We start from the raw sequence: 16,547 nt of genomic DNA on the forward strand, positions 1-16,547 counted from the left end.
CATGCTCGACCGCCGCTCGCTGTTCTGGAAGCTGGCGATCCTGCTGGTGGGCTTCTGCCTGCTGATGATCGGCCTCAGCTACACCTGGGGTCGGCACATGGAAACCCAGAACGCCTTCCTCTCGGAACCGGCGCGGCAGGCCTTGCGTGGCTACGCTGCCGAGGCCGAGCAGGCCTGGCGCAGCGGTGGGCGGGCAGGGCTGGACCGTTGGGTGGCGGCGATGCACCAGCGCGAACGCGGCTGGGTTGGCGTGCTCGACCTCAACCTGCGGCCGCTGGACAGCGCCAGTCTCGACCCGCAGATCATGCAGCGGCTGACCCGCCTGCGCGGTGTCGACTGGCCGATGAGCCGGCGCAGCGTCGAGCAGCCGTGGCTGCGCATACCGTTCCCGGGGGCTCCGGAGCAGGGCCTGCTGGTGATCGAACTACCGCAGCGCTTCAACCCCGGGCAGTATCGGATGCTGTGGCGCATCGTCACCAACGGCATCATCCCCGGCCTGTTCACCCTGCTGTTGTGCGTGGGCCTTTACCGCATGCTGATCGTGCCGTTGAACCAGTTGCGCGAGCAGGCCAATGCCTGGCGCGCCGACCAGTTGTCGGCTCGCCTCGACCCACGCACCATCGCCCGGCATGACGAGTTGGGCGAACTGGCCCGGGCCTTCGACCAGATGGCCGAGCGGCTGCAGGGTACGGTAGCCATGCAGCAGCAGTTGCTGCGTGACCTGTCCCACGAAATGCGTACGCCACTCAGCCGGCTGCGGGTGGCCTGCGATGGCGAAACCGACCTGCAGCGCCTGCGTGAACGCCTGACGCGGGAGGTGGACTGCATGCAGCAGCTGGTCGAGGACACCCTGCAACTGGCCTGGCAGGACGCCGAACGTGCGCCGATGAACCTGGAGCCGATCGAGGTGCAGGCGCTGTGGGAGCTGCTGGCCGAGAATGCCAGCTATGAAAGCGGCTGGTCGCTGGCGCGGCTGCGCTGCGAAGTGCCGGCCGACTGCTGGGTGCAGGGCAACCTGAACCACCTGGCCCAGGCGCTGGAGAACCTGTTGCGCAATGCCATTCGTCATTCGCCAGCCGATGGTGTGGTGCGCCTCGGTGGTCAGCGTGAAGGCGGGTATTGGTGGTTGTGGCTGGAAGACGAAGGCGGAGGCGTGGCTGAAGAAGACCTGGAGCGGATCTTTGCACCGTTCTCGCGGCTGGACGGTTCGCGGCCCGGGGATGGCGGTTTCGGCCTGGGGCTGAGCATTGCCCGCAGTGCCATCCAGCGCCAGGGTGGCACCTTGTGGGCGCAGAATGGCAAACGCGGGCTGCGGTTGTGGATGAGATTGCCGTTACATGTGCCGGCCTCACCACAGCGCTTGAATTTAACGCGGTCCCTGTAGGAGCGGCCTTGTGTCGCGATGGGGCGCGCAGCGGCCCCTAGGTTTCAGCTTCGCCGCATATATTGCCGGGGCCGCTGCGCGCCCCATCGCGACACAAGGCCGCTCCTACAAAGGCCGTGCACGCAATACACGCCGATATATAGCTTGTAGCTATATTCACCACAGATTGCGTGATATGGCCGGGAAGGGTTTGCCGGTATGATAGGCACCCCTGCCGTCCGGATTGTGAAATACGCCATGACCTTGCAGTACCCAACCATCGCCGATTGCGTCGGCAATACGCCCCTGGTTCGCCTGCAGCGTATCGCTGGCGAAACCAGCAACACCCTCCTGCTCAAGCTCGAAGGTAACAATCCCGCCGGCTCGGTGAAGGACCGCCCGGCACTGTCGATGATCACCCGCGCCGAACTGCGTGGCCAGATCAAACCCGGCGACACCCTGATCGAAGCCACCTCCGGCAACACCGGCATCGCTCTGGCGATGGCTGCGGCGATCAAGGGCTACAAGATGATCCTGATCATGCCCGACAACTCTACCGCCGAGCGCAAGGCCGCCATGACCGCCTACGGCGCCGAGCTGATCCTGGTGACCAAGGAGGAGGGCATGGAAGGCGCCCGTGACCTGGCCGAGAAGCTGCAGGCCGAAGGCCGCGGCCTGGTGCTGGACCAGTTCGCCAACGGCGACAACCCCATCGCCCACTACAACAGCACCGGCCCCGAGATCTGGCAGCAGACCCAGGGCACCATCACTCATTTCATCAGCTCCATGGGTACCACCGGTACCATCATGGGCTGCTCGCAGTACCTCAAGGAACAGAACCCGGCGGTGCAGATCATCGGCCTGCAACCAATGGAAGGCTCGGCCATTCCGGGCATCCGCCGCTGGCCCGAGGAATACCTGCCGAAAATCTTCGACGCCAGCCGTGTCGACCGCGTGGTCGACATGTCGCAGCAGGAAGCCGAGGAAACCACCCGTCGCCTTGCCCGTGAAGAGGGCATTTTCTGCGGCGTGTCTTCCGGTGGTGCAGTCGCGGCCATGCTGCGCCTGTCCCGCGAGGTGGAAAATGCCACGATGGTCGCGATCATCTGCGACCGCGGCGACCGTTACCTGTCCACCGGCCTGTTCGACCCGAGCTAAATGTCCAAGAAGAAAAGCAACAGCGGCCTGCGCTTCCAGCCGGCCGGCGGCAACCGCAGCCCCCAGGTCCCGGTGGGCAAGAAGCAGCGCCTGGAAATAGAGCGCCTGGCCGGTGACGGCCGGGGTATTGCCTTCCACGAAGGGCGCACCTGGTTCGTCAGTGGCGCCCTGGCCGGCGAGGCCGTGGAAGCGCGGGTGCTCAATGCCCGTGGCAAAGTGGTCGAGGCCCGCCTTGAGCGCCTGCTGCAGGCCAGCCCCGAGCGCCGTCAGGCACCATGCCGGTATTACGAGCGCTGCGGTGGCTGCAACCTGCAGCACCTGCCGCACGAAGCGCAGCTGGCGCTCAAGCAGCGCACCCTGGCCGAGCAGCTACAGCGGGTGGCCGGCGTGCAGCCCGAGGAATGGGCCGCACCGCTGAGCGGGCCGGAGTTCGGTTACCGGCGCCGCGCCCGCGTGGCCGTACGCTGGGACGCCAAGGCGCGCCAGCTGGAGGTCGGCTTCCGCGCCGAAGCCAGCCAGGACATCATTGCCATCGACGATTGCGCGGTGCTGGTACAGCCCTTGCAATCGATTCTGCGCCACTTGCCGACCGTGCTGCGCTCGCTGAGCAAGCCGCAGGCGCTGGGCCATGTGGAACTGTTCAGCGGCACTGCCGAGGCGCTGCTGGTGCGCCATGTCGCGCCGTTGCCGGCTGAAGACCTGGCCAGGTTGCAGGCATTCTGCGAGCAGGCCAATGCCCAGCTGTGGCTGCAGGGCGAAGGTGAGCCGGCGCCAGTGGACCCGGCCGCGCAACTGGGCTTTGCCCTGGCGCCCTGGCAGCTGGAGCTGGCCTGGCGCCCGGGTGACTTCGTGCAGGTGAATGCCCAGGTCAACACGGCGATGATCGAGCAGGCCCTGGCATGGCTGGCACCCCAGGCCGACGAGCGCGTGCTGGACCTGTTCTGCGGCCTGGGCAACTTCGCCCTGCCGCTGGCCCGCCAGGCGCGCGAGGTGGTTGCTGTGGAAGGTGTGCAGGCCATGGTCGATCGGGCCGCGGCAAATGCCCGGAACAACAATGTGCATAACGCACGGTTTTTTCAGGCCGATTTATCGCAGCCTTTGGCGGGCGCCGGATGGGCCGCCGAGGGCTTTTCTGCGGTACTCTTGGATCCACCGCGCGACGGTGCTTTCGAGGTGGTGCAAGGCATCGCCCGCCTCAAGGCCAGAAGGCTGGTCTATGTATCGTGCAACCCGGCCACGCTGGCGCGAGACGCCCAGGTGCTGGTCGGCCAGGGGTACCGGTTAAAAAGGGCCGGGATTCTCGACATGTTTCCTCAGACGGCGCATGTCGAGGCCATGGCGTTATTCGAAGCGGGCTAGCTGACTGGCCCCTTGGTGCGGCTTTCACGGAAGGGTGGCCGCACGGTGATTGCCAGCGCACCCGCGTGGTGCGCTGTATGGAAAGGTAAAACAAAGATGGTACAGGTGAGAGTGCACCAGCCGGTCAACACCGACGGCAGTATCAATCTCGAAGCATGGTTGGACCATGTGGTAAGCGTCGATTCGGCACTGGATCGCGCAGCGCTGAAAGAGGCCTGCGAGTTTGCCCATGAAGTCGAGAAAAAGGGCAACCCGGCCAAGCATTCCTGGGCGGACGGTACGTCCAGCTTCCAGGCGGGCCTGGAGATCGCCGAAATCCTCGCCGACCTCAAGCTCGACCAGGATTCCCTGGTGGCGGCGGTCATCTACCGCTCGGTACGCGAGGGCAAGGTGACCCTGGCCGAGGTCAGCCAGCGCTTTGGCCCGGTGGTGTCCAAGCTGATCGACGGTGTGCTGCGCATGGCCGCCATCAGCGCCAGCCTCAGCCCGCGCCAATCGCTGGTACTGGGTTCGCAGGCGCAGGTCGAGAACCTGCGCAAGATGCTCGTGGCCATGGTCGACGACGTGCGCGTGGCGCTGATCAAGCTGGCCGAGCGTACCTGCGCGATCCGTGCGGTCAAGGCCGCCGACGACGAGAAACGCCTGCGTGTCGCGCGCGAGGTGTTCGACATCTATGCGCCGCTGGCGCACCGCCTGGGTATCGGCCACATCAAGTGGGAGCTGGAAGACCTGTCCTTCCGCTACCTCGAACCCGACCAGTACAAACAGATTGCCAAGCTGCTGCACGAGCGCCGGCTGGACCGCGAGCGCTTCATCAGCGAGGTGATGAACCAGCTGCAGAACGAGCTGCTGGCCACTGGCGTCAAGGCCGACATCAGCGGCCGGGCGAAACATATCTATTCGATCTGGCGCAAGATGCAGCGCAAAGGCCTGGAATTCAGCCAGATCTACGACGTGCGCGCGGTACGCGTGCTGGTGCCGGAAATCCGCGACTGCTACACCGCGCTGGGCATCGTGCACACCCTGTGGCGGCATATCCCCAAGGAGTTCGACGACTACATCGCCAACCCCAAGGAGAACGGCTATCGCTCGCTGCACACCGCGGTGATCGGCCCCGAGGGCAAGGTGCTGGAAGTGCAGATCCGTACCCACGGCATGCACGAGGAGGCCGAGCTTGGGGTTTGCGCCCACTGGCGCTACAAGGGCACCGACGTCAAGTCCAGTTCCAACCATTACGAAGAGAAGATCTCCTGGCTGCGCCAGGTGCTGGAGTGGCACGAAGAGCTGGGCGATATCGGTGGCCTGGCCGAGCAGCTGCGGGTCGACATCGAGCCGGACCGGGTCTACGTGTTCACCCCGGACGGCCACGCCATCGACTTGCCAAAGGGTGCCACGCCGCTGGACTTCGCCTACCGCGTGCACACCGAAATCGGCCACAACTGCCGCGGCGCCAAGATCAACGGGCGCATCGTGCCGCTCAACTACAGCCTGCAGACCGGCGAGCAGGTCGAGATCATCACCAGCAAGCACGGCAACCCCAGCCGTGACTGGTTGAACTCCAACCTGGGCTACGTCACCACCTCGCGGGCGCGAGCCAAGATCGTGCACTGGTTCAAGCTGCAGGCACGCGACCAGAACGTCGCTGCCGGCAAGACCTTGCTCGAACGCGAGCTCAGCCGCCTGGGCCTGCCGCAGGTGGATTTCGAGCGCCTGGCCGAGAAGACCAACGTCAAGACCGCCGAGGACATGTTCGCCTCGCTCGGTGCTGGCGACCTGCGCCTGGCGCACCTGGTCAACGCCGCCCAGCAGTTGCTGGAGCCCGAGCGCATCGAGCAGATCGAACTGGTACCGCGCAAGCCTACCGGGCCGCGTACCGGCAAGCGTGGCGACATCCAGATCCAGGGCGTCGGCAACCTGCTGACGCAGATGGCTGGCTGCTGCCAGCCGCTGCCGGGTGACGCCATCGTCGGCTACATCACCCAGGGCCGCGGCGTGAGCATCCACCGCCAGGACTGCGCCTCGGTGCTGCAGTTGGCGGGCAAGGAGCCGGAGCGCATGATCCAGGTCAGCTGGGGGCCGATCCCGGTGCAGACCTACCCGGTCGACATCGTCATCCGTGCCTACGATCGCCCGGGCTTGCTGCGCGATGTGTCGCAAGTGCTGCTGAACGAAAAGATCAACGTGCTGGCGGTGAACACCCGCTCGAACAAGGAAGACAACACCGCGCTGATGTCGCTGACCATCGAGATTCCAGGCCTGGATGCGCTGGGGCGCCTGCTGGGGCGGATCTCGCAGTTGCCGAACATCATCGAGACGCGGCGTAATCGTACCCCTTGAGACCGCGGTGCCTGCTTCGCGGGCTTGCCCGCTCCCACAGGCAAGATGCAGATTTCGAAACCTGCATGCATCCTGTGGGAGCGGGCAAGCCCGCGAAGAAGCCACCACCGAAGGACCTGCCTGAATGACCTACACCCTCGAAGACCTGCTGCACCTCATGGCCCGCCTGCGCGACCCGCAGTACGGCTGCCCGTGGGACCTGAAGCAGAACTACGCGAGCATCGTCCCGCACACCATCGAAGAGGCCTACGAGGTTGCCGACACCATCGAGCGTGGCGACTTCGAACACCTGCAAGGTGAGCTGGGCGACTTGCTGTTCCAGGTGGTCTACTACAGCCAGCTGGCCCGCGAGGAAGGGCGTTTCGAGTTCGACGGCGTGGTCGACAGCATCACCCGCAAGCTCATTCGCCGTCACCCGCATGTATTCCCCACCGGCGAGCTGTACGCGCCGGTGGACACCCCCAGCCTGAGCGAGGCCCAGGTCAAGTCACGCTGGGAAGAAATCAAGGCTGAAGAGCGGGCGGAAAAGAGCCAGCCCGAACAGCTGTCGCTGCTCGACGACGTACCAGCGGCATTGCCGGCATTGTCGCGGGCAGCCAAACTGCAAAAGCGCGCGGCCACGGTCGGTTTCGACTGGCCTGCGGCATTGCCGGTGTTGGACAAGGTCCGCGAAGAGCTGGATGAAGTGCTGCAGGCCATGGCCGACGGCGATGCCGATGCGCTCGAGGATGAAATCGGCGACCTGCTGTTTGCCGCCGTCAACCTGGCCCGCCACCTCAAGCATGACCCGGAACACGCCCTGCGCCGTGCCAATCGCAAGTTCGAGCGGCGTTTCCGCTTCATCGAACAGGCATTGCGCGACAGTGGCCGACCCATCGAAGATTGTAACCTTGACGAACTGGATGCCCTTTGGGGTGAAGCCAAACGTCAGGAAAAGAACCTGCCCAGCTGCAGCTGAGCTGTTGCATAAGTGAGTGAACATTCATGAGCCTTTCCCTTCGCGACCAACTGCTCAAAGCCGGTCTGGTCAACCAGAAACAGGTTTCCCAGGCCAACAAGGCCGAGAAGAAACAGAAACGCCTGGAGCACAAAGGCCAGGTCGAGGTGGACGACAGCCAGCAGCGCTTGGCCAAGGAAGCCATGGCCGAGAAAGCCAAGCGTGACCAGGAGCTGAACCGCCAGCAGCAGGAAAAAGCCGAGCAGAAGGCCCGCGCCGCGCAGATCAAGCAGTTGATCGAAGCGACTCGCCTGCCGAAGCTGAGCACCGAGGACTACTACAACTTCGTCGACGACAAGAAGGTCAAGCGCATTGCCGTCAATGCCTTGATGCGGACCAAGCTGAGCAATGGCGCGCTGGCCGTGGTGTCGTTTGCCGGCGGTTACGAGGTGATCCCTCGGGAGGCGGCGGTGAAGATCCAGGAGCGCGACCCCAACCGTATCCTGTTGCTGAATACCCATGTCGAGGAAGCGGACGAGGACGACCCGTACGCGGCCTACAAGATCCCTGATGATCTGATGTGGTAACCACGAAAAACCCCGCCTTGGCGGGGTTTTTCATTTGAAGATGGGTCATTGCGTGGCGCGCTGGTTTTCCAGGTTTTCCAGCTCTGTACGGTACTGGTGTGCTTCATGTTCGTTGTGGAACATCCCCACCAGCTGGCCCTGTTGGTGCACATCCCAGATCCGCACACCAGCGGCCAGGCCTTCGTGGGACATTTTCGATTCGTCGCGTTCGGTTACTTGGACTGTCATCGTTAAACTCCACTGCTTCAGTTGGCTGCGACACTGTGTCGCACAACCTCTTTATAGAATTTGTTAGCAGGCTAAGTAAATAAAACCGGCATGAAACAAGTTTCATGATCAGCCTTTGGGCCGGCAGGTGCGCTTTTGTAATCGATGGACTCGCCCCCGCCGAGGCATCACAGTGCCACGGTGGCGTTCTAAGAAGCCAACGGCAGCGAGGGCGAGACCATGAAAAAGCATAGTTCCAAGCAAGGTTCCCTGTCGTCCACTGATGTGGAGCTTTGCACAACCATCTGTGTAGACCTGGCCAAGCAGGTCTTTCAGTTAGCAGGCGAGGATGCTACCGGTCGGGTGATCTACGAAGATCGCATCAAATCCCGTCAGGCCTTTCATGATTTCCTGCTCAGGTTGCCAGCGACAGTGACCGTCTTGATGGAGTGCGGCCCAGGTGCACAAGCCTGGGCAAGGCTGCTGCAGGCCAAAGGTAATGCGGTTCGCATCCTGCCTGCGCAACGAGTCGCCGAACACCGCAGCGGCGCGAAGAACGACCGTAACGACACCCATGCCATTTTGCGCGCCGGTCGCGATACCAGTATTGCCTCGATATCGATCAAGAGCACCACAGCACTGGCTATTCAAGCACTGCACCGTATCCGCCGCGGCAACATCAAGCGGCATACCGCGCTGGGTAACCAGATACGTGGTTTGCTGCTTGAGCATGGCGTATCCATGCCACAGGGCGACGCTGCGATTGGTAAGCATGTGCCGCGGTCTCTTGAGGATGCCTCTTTACCTTTGCCCGACCTATTGCGTGAGTTGCTCGATGAGCTGTTGACGGACTGGCTGTCTCTGGGTGAACGCATTGCGGGGCTCAGTAGACGGCTCGAAGCGACAGCCCGGGAGGATAAAGTCGCACAGCGACTGGTCACCATTCGTGGCGTAGGCCCTATCATCGCCACGGCGATCGTGGCGAAACAGACCGAGCCCAGCCGCTTCGCCAGTGGCCGAATGTATTCCGCCTTCTTCGGTATCGTGCCCGATCAGCACAGCAGTGGAAACAAAGTCAGATTGGGCAGGATGAGCAAGCGAGGTGACGGCTACATACGTAGCCTGATGATCCAGGGCGCACATGCTGTCTTGAGTCAGCTAAGGCCTGATTCCGATCAGCCAGACGATCGCCGCCTCTTGCGCTGGCTATCCCGCCTTGGGCGCAAGGAAGCGGCGATCAGACTGGCTAATCGAAATCTGCGCATTATCTGGGCCCTGTTACAGAACGACCAGGTCTATCAACACAAACCGAACAGCAACCCGGAGGCTGCCATGAGCCTCTGACTAACCGAGTAATGCCACCGGGGCGCTAAGCGCTCCAACCCCTGCTAGTGAACATTGACCCCTGGTAAGACCGTCGCAGACTGATGCCTCCGCTCCTACAGGCCCGATGCAGTGGCCTCAATGTAAACGGCACGCTGCGAGCTCACCACGATGTTGGCCAGAAGCAAAAAGCTTCCTCGAACAGGCCTGATACATAGATGCAACCGGGTTCCTATGTTCAAAAGCAGCTAGACAGTGTGGGCGAGTCCATACATAGGAGCGGCCTTGTGTCGCGATGGGGCGCGCAGCGGCCCCGGCAATCTTGCGTTGAGGCAAAGATCCTGGGGACGCTGCGCGCCCCATCGCGACACAAGGCCGCTCCTACAGGCGTCGGTGCAAGGCAGGCAGAAAAAAGCCCCGCACAAGGCGGGGCTTCGGGTGCTGCAGGCAGCGCTGGCTCAGTTGCCCTTCACCGGCTTGCCATCGACCGTGCCATCCTGCAGCACGATCACGTATTCCTTGCCATCGGTCTCGACCTGGCGCAGTTGCACCAGCAGGTAGTCCCAGTTCTTGGCGAACCAAAGCTCGGTGATGCGCTTGCTCTGGCTTGGGTCGCGCACGCGCTCGACCTTCACCGCATCGACCTGGCCGGTCTTGGTAGTGACCTTTTCGGTGCCCAGCACGCGGAAGTCGTAGGTGTCGATCTCGTCACCGTCGACCACCTGGTAGGTCATGCTCTTCTTGCCGGCGGCCACGTCATGCTGCAGGGCCAGTTGGTAGGACGACTTGTCCAGCACGCCACGGTTCAGCGGCAGGCTGATGGCATCGCCACGGTCGCTGCCGGTGACCTTCTTGCTGTTCCAGTCGAAGGTCAGGTCGACCTTCTTGGCCTTGCCCAGGCCGCCACGCTCGAAGTGATACTTCTGCGGCAGCAGCGTGTCGTTGTCCAGGCGCAGGGTGCTTTGCTCGGTCAGGCTGGCGATCATCATGGAAGCCTTGAAGTTAAGGTCCCAGGTACCGTTGGCATTCTTGACCAGGCTGCGCTCGGCGGTGCCGCTCATGGGCAGTTGCTTCCAGTCTGCGGTGTAGCTGGCCGAGAAAGGCTTCAGATCAGCTGCCTGGAGGGGCAGGGCGAGCACGGCGAGAGCCAAGAGCAGGGCGCGACGCATAAATTCTCCTAGGATCGAATCAAGTGACCGCTGGCCGCCAGGGGCTGGCCATCCAGTAATGCACCCAGTTCGCCAAGGCGCAAGCGCCCTTCGGCGAACCAGCGCACCGCCAGCGGGTAGATCAGGTGTTCCTGGCGGTGTACCCGCTGGGCCAGGCTTTCGACGGTGTCGTCAGACGCCACCGGTACCACAGCCTGTACGACCAGTGGGCCGCCATCGAGTTCCTCAGTCACGAAGTGTACGCTGCAGCCATGCTCGGCGTCGCCTGCCTCCAGCGCCCGGCGGTGGGTATGCAGGCCCTTGTACTTGGGCAGCAGCGACGGGTGGATGTTGAGCAGGCGGCCCTGGTAGTGGCGCACGAAGTCGCCACTGAGGATGCGCATGAAACCGGCCAGCACCACCAGGTCCGGGGCGAAAGCGTCGATGCGCGCCATCAGCGCGGCATCGAAGGCTTCACGGCCGTCGAACTGGGTGTGCTCGAGCACGACGCTGTCGATGCCGGCCGCCGCGGCGCGTTGCAGGCCGTAGGCATCGGCGCGGTTGGAAACCACCGCACGGATGCGCACCGGGCTGTCCTGGCCTTGGCAGCTGTCGATCAGGGCTTGCAGGTTGCTGCCGGAGCCCGACAGCAGTACCACTACATTGCAGGTCTTGCTTGGCATCAGTGTGCCTTGAGGTTCTGCAGCTCGACCTGGGCAGCGCCCTCGGCGGCTTCGGCGATGTGGCCGATCACCCATGGCTGCTCGCCAGCGGCGCGCAGTTCGTTCAGGGCAGCTTCTACCTGATCCTGGGCCACGCAGATGACCATGCCGACGCCGCAGTTCAGCACGCGGTGCATTTCATGCTCGTCGACGTTGCCTTTTTCCTGCAGGAAATCGAACACCGCCGGGCGCTGCCAGCTGGCCACGTCGATGACCGCCTGGGCGTTGGCCGGCAGTACGCGCGGGATGTTGTCCAGCAGGCCACCACCGGTGATGTGGGCCATGGCCTTGACCGCGCCGGTGTTCTTGATCAGTTGCAGCAGCGGCTTGACGTAGATGCGGGTCGGCGCCATCAGCAGGTCGGTCAGTGGCTTGCCGTCGAGCTGGGTGTTCTCGATGTCGGTGGCGGACACTTCGAGGATCTTGCGGATCAGCGAGTAGCCGTTGGAGTGCGGGCCCGAGGACGGCAGGGCGATCAGTGCGTCGCCGGTGGCAACCTTGGAGCCGTCGATGATCTCGGCCTTTTCCACCACGCCGACGCAGAAGCCGGCCAGGTCGTAGTCTTCGCCTTCGTACATGCCAGGCATTTCGGCGGTTTCACCACCGACCAGCGAGCAGCCGGCCAGTTCGCAACCGGCACCGATGCCGGTGACCACGGTGGCGGCTACGTCGACGTTAAGTTTGCCGGTGGCATAGTAGTCGAGGAAGAACAGCGGCTCGGCGCCGCACACTACCAGGTCGTTGACGCACATGGCGACCAGGTCCTGGCCGATGCTGTCGTGCTTGTTCAGGTTCAGTGCCAGGCGCAGCTTGGTGCCGACGCCGTCGGTGCCGGAGACCAGCACCGGCTGCTTGTAGCCGGCCGGGATCTCGCAGAGGGCGCCGAAGCCGCCCAGGCCACCCATGACTTCAGGGCGTGCGGTGCGTTTTGCCACGCCCTTGATGCGTTCGACCAGTGCTTCGCCGGCGTCGATGTCTACACCGGCGTCCTTGTAGCTCAGGGAGGGTTGCTTGCTCATTGATCCAGGCCTTTAGGAGGGAGGGATTCTTAAAAACGACCATGACGGCCAAGGCCGGCTGGTAAGCGGCGGCTGCCTGAAACGTCAGTGGTCTGTGAAGGCGCGCGATTTTATCAGGGTTGCCGGGCAGCGGCCATCCTCAGGCCGACGGGCAGGTGCCGAAAGCATTAAAAAAACATCCTTTCACGGGCCGCGACTGGTTGCCGCGCGGGTGGCTGTATAAGGTATAGGAAAGGTGGCAGGCAGAAATACCCGGTGCCACGGAGCATTTCTTGCCCGTGGCGGTCACAGCCTGCAGGCAGCGCTCCGTCGCTCCATGTGTTCTGGACAGGAATCCTCCATGCGTCTCTTCAATATTCTGGCAGTCGGTTGCCTGGCCCTGATCTCGGCCACTGCCCAGGCTGAAAGTGTCTCCGGCCTGTACCAGGTGCGCGAACCGGTATCCGGGCAGGGCGCCGAAGCCCGTGCCGCGGCTACCATCCAGGCCCTCGATACCCTGGTAACGCGCCTGACCGGCGACCCCAAGGCAGCGCAAAGCCCGGCATTGGCCGGGCTGCGCAAGGACCCGCAGCAAATCATCAACCAGGTCGCCAGCGAAGCCGGGCCACCCGAGTCGGTGCTGGTCGAGTTCGACCCTGGCAGTACCGAACGGGCCTTGCGCAAGGCCGGCCTGGCCTTGTGGGGCAGCAACCGCCCCTCGATCCTCGGCTGGTGGCTGAACGACAGTGCGGAAGGCAGCAACCTGGTCGGTGACGGCCAGGCCAGCGCCCAACCCCTGCGCCGCGCCGCGCAGCACCGTGGCCTGCCGTTGCGCCTGCCTCTGGCCGACCTGCAGGAGCAACTGGTGGCCAATGCCGAGCAGATCGAAGGCAGTGACCCTGCGGCGCTGCGCGAAGCCTCAGGGCGCTACGGCGCCGATGCCTTGCTGGCGGTGCATGCCCGGGAAGCCGACGGCAAGTGGCAGGGCAAATGGCAGCTGTGGCTGGGCGACCAGCGTGAACAAGGCACTGCCGAAGGTGCCGACCCGGCAGCACTGGCCGATGCCGTGATGCTGGCGCTCAGCAGTCGCCTGGCGCCGCGCTACGTCACCCGCCCGGGCGCCAGCAGCCAGTTGCAGGTGCAAGTGCAGGGGATGAACCTGCAGCGCTACGCAGAGCTTGCCCGCGTGCTCGAACCCTTTGGCCCGCGCCTGCAGATGGCCGAAGGCAGCACCCTGACCTACGGCGTGACCGCCAACCGCGAACAGCTGCGCGCCCAGCTTGGCCTGGCCAAGCTGCAGGAAGTACCGGTAGAGCAGGCGCCTGCTGTGCAGCCCCCTCCAGCTCCGGCAGACGCTGCCGGCGCTGGGCAACCAGTGCCGGCCCAGCCAGCACCCAAGCCGTTCGACGGTTTGCGTTTTCGCTGGTAAGGGGAGCACACCGTGACCGACGTACGTCGTTGGATCTGGCTGGGCGTTGCCCTGCTGGTCGCCGTGCTGCTTTACAGCCTGCACAATATTCTTACCCCGTTCCTGGTCGGCATCCTGCTGGCCTACCTGGCCGACCCGCTGGTCGACCGCCTGGAGCGCCTGGGGCTGTCGCGCACCTGGGGCGTGGTGGTGGTTTTCGGCCTGTTTACCTTGCTGTTGCTGGCCTTGCTGCTGGTATTGGTGCCGCTGCTGGCCAAGCAGCTGGTGCGCCTGTACGAACTGGCGCCGCAGATGCTCGACTGGCTCGAGCACGTGGCGCTGCCCTGGGTGCAGAGCCGCCTGGGCCTGGCTGACGGCTTCTGGAAGTTCGACAAGATCAAGGCCGCCATCGGCACGCACATGGGCCAGACCACCGATATCGTCGGCGTGCTGCTGTCCCATGCCACCGCATCGAGCCTGGCGCTGATGGCCTGGCTGGCCAACATGGTGCTGATCCCGGTGGTGGGTTTCTATCTGTTGCGTGACTGGGACCTGATGATGGCCAAGCTGCGTGGCCTGTTGCCGCGCCAGCGTGAGCCGCAAGTGATGGGCCTGGCGGGCGAATGCCATGAAGTGCTGGGGGCGTTCGTGCGCGGGCAATTGATGGTGATGGTGGCCCTGGGCATCATCTATTCGGCCGGGCTGATGCTGGTGGGGCTGGAACTGGGGCTGCTGATCGGCATGCTCGCCGGGCTGGCTGCCATCGTGCCGTACATGGGCTTCATCATCGGCATCGGCGCGGCCTTGGTGGCTGGCCTGTTCCAGTTCGGCGGCGACCTGTACCCGATGCTGGGGATCGTCGCGGTGTTCATGGTCGGGCAGGCGCTGGAAGGCATGGTGCTGACCCCGCTGCTGGTCGGCGACCGTATCGGCCTGCACCCGGTGGCGGTGATCTTCGCGATCCTGGCCGGCGGTGAGCTGTTCGGCTTTACCGGGGTGTTGCTGGCGCTGCCGGTGGCGGCGGTGATCATGGTGCTGCTGCGGCATGTACATGACCTGTACAAGGAATCGGACATGTATGCCGGGGATATCGACCCGGAGTTGTGATCCCGGGGCCGCCTTGATGCCGGCCAGTTAAGAAATTGGGGCCGCGTTGCGGCCCTTCGCATGCTTGCCCGCTCCCACAGGTGTGTCGCTGAGGCCATGATTTACGCGCCCCTGTGGGAGCGGGCAAGCCCGCGAAGGGCTGCAAAGCAGCCCCAAAACAGCAAAAAAACCGCAACTCGTTGATTTTACTTGTGCTATCCGCTGCCGCGATTGTGCGCCCCGCGCTGCGGGTATAGACTTTGCACATTGTTCACCAAAGGCCCCCTGCGGTCCTGTCGACCGCCCGCGAGCATGAAACCACCGATCCAGTTGCCCCTGGGTGTGCGCCTGCGCGATGACGCCACCTTCATCAACTACTATCCGGGCGCCAATGCCGCGGCATTGGGCTACGTCGAGCGGCTATGCGAAGCCGACGCCGGCTGGACCGAGAGCCTTATCTACCTGTGGGGCAAGCAAGGTGTTGGCCGTACCCACCTGCTACAGGCCGCCACCCACCGCTTCCAGCAACGCGGCGAGCCAGCCGTCTACCTGCCACTGGCGCAATTGCTCGATCGTGGCGTAGGGCTGCTCGACTACCTGGCCCAGTACGAACTGGTGTGCATCGACGACCTGCACGTGATCGCCGGCAAGGCTGACTGGGAAGAGGCCATGTTCCACCTGTTCAACCGCCTGCGTGACAGCGGCCGGCGCCTGCTGCTGGCTGCCTCGGCGTCGCCGCGCGAACTGCCGATCAAGCTGCCCGACCTGAAGTCGCGGCTGACCCTGGCCCTGGTGTTCCAGATGCGTGGCCTGTCCGACGAAGACAAGCTGCGTGCCCTGCAACTGCGTGCTTCGCGCCGTGGCCTGCACCTTACCGACGAAGTCGGTCACTTCATCCTCACCCGCGGCGCACGCAGCATGAGTGCGTTGTTCGACCTGCTCGAACGTCTCGACCAGGCCTCGTTGCAGGCACAACGCAAGCTCACCATCCCGTTCCTCAAGGAAACCCTGGGTTGGTAACCCCGAAAACGCTGGGCCAGAGCGGCAAAACAAAAAAGTCACATCTTTTTCGATAAAATTTGCAAATGGCCATGATAGAGGGCATAGTTTCACCCTTCTAAAGGATTACAGACACGGTCGTGCCCATGCTGAAGCGCTTCGCACCCCTCGTGCCACTCGCACTCGTGACCCTGCTTTTTGGCTGCGCGGCCCAAGGCCCAGCTTCTCATTCAGAGCCGCAGCCCCAGGATCACTCCCCGATCGCCGCACAATCGGCGTTCAAGGCCAAAGCCTCGTCCTCGTCGGTATTCGGCGAGCCGGAAGAGCTGGCCACCGAAGATGACCTGGAGGCTTTCTCCAGCAGCAAGCCTTACCAGTTGCCAGCTCTGGCTGACAGCATTCTCGAGCGCGGCATGTCGCTGATCGGCACCCGCTACCGCTTCGGTGGTACCTCGGAGAAGTCCGGCTTCGACTGCAGTGGTTTCATCGGCTACCTGTTCCGCGAAGAGGCGGGCGTTACCCTGCCGCGTTCCACGCGTGAAATGATCAACGTCGATGCCCCGAAAGTGGCCCGCAACAAGCTCAAGCCAGGTGACCTGCTGTTCTTCAGCACCAATGGTCGCGGCCGCGTGAGCCATGCCGGCATCTACCTGGGTGACAACCAGTTCATCCACTCCAGCAGCCGCCGCAGTGGTGGCGTGCGCATCGACAGCCTCGGTGACCGCTACTGGAGCAAGACCTTCATCGAAGCCAAGCGTGCCTTGGCCATGGCGCCGACCACCAATATCGCGCGCAACTGATAGCAAAATGATATATCCTGCCGCGGCGGCGATGCTTTGAAAAAAGCTCGCCGCCGTGCGCATTTATAGAAAGCGTCTAATCTAAATTCTCAATTCTTTTCGGCTGCGGCCCAGC

The 16,547-nt window shown here is 63.6% G+C and carries 15 protein-coding genes; 11 read left to right on the forward strand and 4 right to left on the reverse strand.

From position 1 onward, the window contains the following. The first annotated feature begins 1 nt into the window (after nucleotide 1). The 6 genes from ABNP31_RS06055 to ABNP31_RS06080 all read left to right on the forward strand — a co-directional run bounded on the left by ABNP31_RS06055 (nucleotide 2) and on the right by ABNP31_RS06080 (nucleotide 7,741). Nucleotides 2-1,384: a sensor histidine kinase gene (locus ABNP31_RS06055; RefSeq protein ID WP_350013088.1), complete on the forward strand. Its 1,383-nt coding sequence runs from the start codon at nucleotides 2-4 to the stop codon at nucleotides 1,382-1,384. Between the two features lie 237 nt (nucleotides 1,385-1,621). Then, entirely contained in the window at nucleotides 1,622-2,521 is a 900-nt protein-coding gene (gene cysM, locus ABNP31_RS06060; protein WP_043936067.1) for a cysteine synthase CysM, read from the forward strand. Continuing rightward, the gene (rlmD, locus tag ABNP31_RS06065; RefSeq protein ID WP_061551293.1) at nucleotides 2,522-3,880 is read left to right on the forward strand and encodes a 23S rRNA (uracil(1939)-C(5))-methyltransferase RlmD; all 1,359 of its coding nucleotides are present in this window, start codon (nucleotides 2,522-2,524) and stop codon (nucleotides 3,878-3,880) included. It begins immediately after the preceding gene. Nucleotides 3,881-3,976: 96 nt separating this feature from the next. Next, complete coding sequence (gene relA, locus ABNP31_RS06070) at nucleotides 3,977-6,217, forward strand: GTP diphosphokinase (RefSeq protein ID WP_015269231.1); 2,241 nt, start codon at nucleotides 3,977-3,979, stop codon at nucleotides 6,215-6,217. Nucleotides 6,218-6,341: 124 nt separating this feature from the next. Then, nucleotides 6,342-7,175, forward strand: coding sequence for a nucleoside triphosphate pyrophosphohydrolase (gene mazG, locus ABNP31_RS06075; protein ID WP_075044006.1), 834 nt, complete (start codon nucleotides 6,342-6,344; stop codon nucleotides 7,173-7,175). 26 nt (nucleotides 7,176-7,201) lie between these two features. After that, nucleotides 7,202-7,741: a DUF2058 domain-containing protein gene (locus ABNP31_RS06080; protein WP_025338014.1), complete on the forward strand. Its 540-nt coding sequence runs from the start codon at nucleotides 7,202-7,204 to the stop codon at nucleotides 7,739-7,741. 45 nt (nucleotides 7,742-7,786) lie between these two features. On the opposite strand, the gene ABNP31_RS06085 is transcribed toward ABNP31_RS06080, so the two are convergent. Then, nucleotides 7,787-7,969, reverse strand: coding sequence for a hypothetical protein (locus ABNP31_RS06085; protein WP_003257734.1), 183 nt, complete (start codon nucleotides 7,967-7,969; stop codon nucleotides 7,787-7,789). 264 nt (nucleotides 7,970-8,233) lie between these two features. Between ABNP31_RS06085 and ABNP31_RS06090 the strand changes: the two genes are divergently transcribed. Beyond that, nucleotides 8,234-9,292 carry an IS110 family transposase gene (locus tag ABNP31_RS06090; protein WP_085665802.1) on the forward strand — a complete coding sequence of 353 codons (1,059 nt, stop codon included), beginning with the start codon at nucleotides 8,234-8,236 and terminating at the stop codon, nucleotides 9,290-9,292. Between the two features lie 437 nt (nucleotides 9,293-9,729). On the opposite strand, the gene ABNP31_RS06095 is transcribed toward ABNP31_RS06090, so the two are convergent. The 3 genes from ABNP31_RS06095 to purM are packed head-to-tail and all read right to left on the reverse strand — an operon-like array spanning nucleotide 9,730 to nucleotide 12,160. Continuing rightward, complete coding sequence (locus ABNP31_RS06095; RefSeq protein WP_025338015.1) at nucleotides 9,730-10,440, reverse strand: DUF3108 domain-containing protein; 711 nt, start codon at nucleotides 10,438-10,440, stop codon at nucleotides 9,730-9,732. Nucleotides 10,441-10,448: 8 nt separating this feature from the next. Continuing rightward, nucleotides 10,449-11,102, reverse strand: coding sequence for a phosphoribosylglycinamide formyltransferase (gene purN / locus ABNP31_RS06100; RefSeq protein ID WP_085665680.1), 654 nt, complete (start codon nucleotides 11,100-11,102; stop codon nucleotides 10,449-10,451). Next, the gene (purM, locus tag ABNP31_RS06105; protein ID WP_013971366.1) at nucleotides 11,102-12,160 is read right to left on the reverse strand and encodes a phosphoribosylformylglycinamidine cyclo-ligase; all 1,059 of its coding nucleotides are present in this window, start codon (nucleotides 12,158-12,160) and stop codon (nucleotides 11,102-11,104) included. Before purM ends, purN begins: the two co-directional genes overlap by 1 nt. A 340-nt stretch (nucleotides 12,161-12,500) precedes the next feature. Here purM and ABNP31_RS06110 point away from each other — a divergent pair, with 340 nt between their 5' ends. The 4 genes from ABNP31_RS06110 (at nucleotide 12,501) to ABNP31_RS06125 (ending at nucleotide 16,432) form a co-directional block, all read left to right on the forward strand. Beyond that, nucleotides 12,501-13,568, forward strand: coding sequence for a DUF2066 domain-containing protein (locus ABNP31_RS06110; protein ID WP_085665679.1), 1,068 nt, complete (start codon nucleotides 12,501-12,503; stop codon nucleotides 13,566-13,568). Between the two features lie 12 nt (nucleotides 13,569-13,580). Beyond that, nucleotides 13,581-14,654, forward strand: a complete 1,074-nt coding sequence (locus tag ABNP31_RS06115) for an AI-2E family transporter (protein ID WP_085665678.1) — start codon at nucleotides 13,581-13,583, stop codon at nucleotides 14,652-14,654. Nucleotides 14,655-14,945: 291 nt separating this feature from the next. Beyond that, nucleotides 14,946-15,653: a DnaA regulatory inactivator Hda gene (gene hda, locus ABNP31_RS06120; protein ID WP_013971369.1), complete on the forward strand. Its 708-nt coding sequence runs from the start codon at nucleotides 14,946-14,948 to the stop codon at nucleotides 15,651-15,653. Between the two features lie 125 nt (nucleotides 15,654-15,778). Then, a complete protein-coding gene (locus tag ABNP31_RS06125) occupies nucleotides 15,779-16,432 on the forward strand; it encodes a C40 family peptidase (RefSeq protein ID WP_084785065.1) in 654 nt (217 codons plus the stop codon). Nucleotides 16,433-16,547 lie beyond the last annotated feature (115 nt).

It is taken from the genome of Pseudomonas asiatica, from assembly GCF_040214835.1.
GTDB lineage: Bacteria > Pseudomonadota > Gammaproteobacteria > Pseudomonadales > Pseudomonadaceae > Aquipseudomonas > Aquipseudomonas putida_Z.

Excerpts from the sequence above, each read along its gene's own strand:
- ABNP31_RS06055 (WP_350013088.1), top strand. The coding sequence starts at position 2 with ATGCTCGACCGCCGCTCGCTGTTCTGGAAGCTGGCGATCCTGCTGGTG.
- cysM (WP_043936067.1), top strand. The coding sequence starts at position 1,622 with ATGACCTTGCAGTACCCAACCATCGCCGATTGCGTCGGCAATACGCCC.
- rlmD (WP_061551293.1), top strand. The coding sequence starts at position 2,522 with ATGTCCAAGAAGAAAAGCAACAGCGGCCTGCGCTTCCAGCCGGCCGGC.
- relA (WP_015269231.1), top strand. The coding sequence starts at position 3,977 with ATGGTACAGGTGAGAGTGCACCAGCCGGTCAACACCGACGGCAGTATC.
- mazG (WP_075044006.1), top strand. The coding sequence starts at position 6,342 with ATGACCTACACCCTCGAAGACCTGCTGCACCTCATGGCCCGCCTGCGC.
- ABNP31_RS06080 (WP_025338014.1), top strand. The coding sequence starts at position 7,202 with ATGAGCCTTTCCCTTCGCGACCAACTGCTCAAAGCCGGTCTGGTCAAC.
- ABNP31_RS06085 (WP_003257734.1), bottom strand. The coding sequence starts at position 7,969 with ATGACAGTCCAAGTAACCGAACGCGACGAATCGAAAATGTCCCACGAA.
- ABNP31_RS06095 (WP_025338015.1), bottom strand. The coding sequence starts at position 10,440 with ATGCGTCGCGCCCTGCTCTTGGCTCTCGCCGTGCTCGCCCTGCCCCTC.
- purN (WP_085665680.1), bottom strand. The coding sequence starts at position 11,102 with ATGCCAAGCAAGACCTGCAATGTAGTGGTACTGCTGTCGGGCTCCGGC.
- purM (WP_013971366.1), bottom strand. The coding sequence starts at position 12,160 with ATGAGCAAGCAACCCTCCCTGAGCTACAAGGACGCCGGTGTAGACATC.
- ABNP31_RS06110 (WP_085665679.1), top strand. The coding sequence starts at position 12,501 with ATGCGTCTCTTCAATATTCTGGCAGTCGGTTGCCTGGCCCTGATCTCG.
- hda (WP_013971369.1), top strand. The coding sequence starts at position 14,946 with ATGAAACCACCGATCCAGTTGCCCCTGGGTGTGCGCCTGCGCGATGAC.
- ABNP31_RS06125 (WP_084785065.1), top strand. The coding sequence starts at position 15,779 with ATGCTGAAGCGCTTCGCACCCCTCGTGCCACTCGCACTCGTGACCCTG.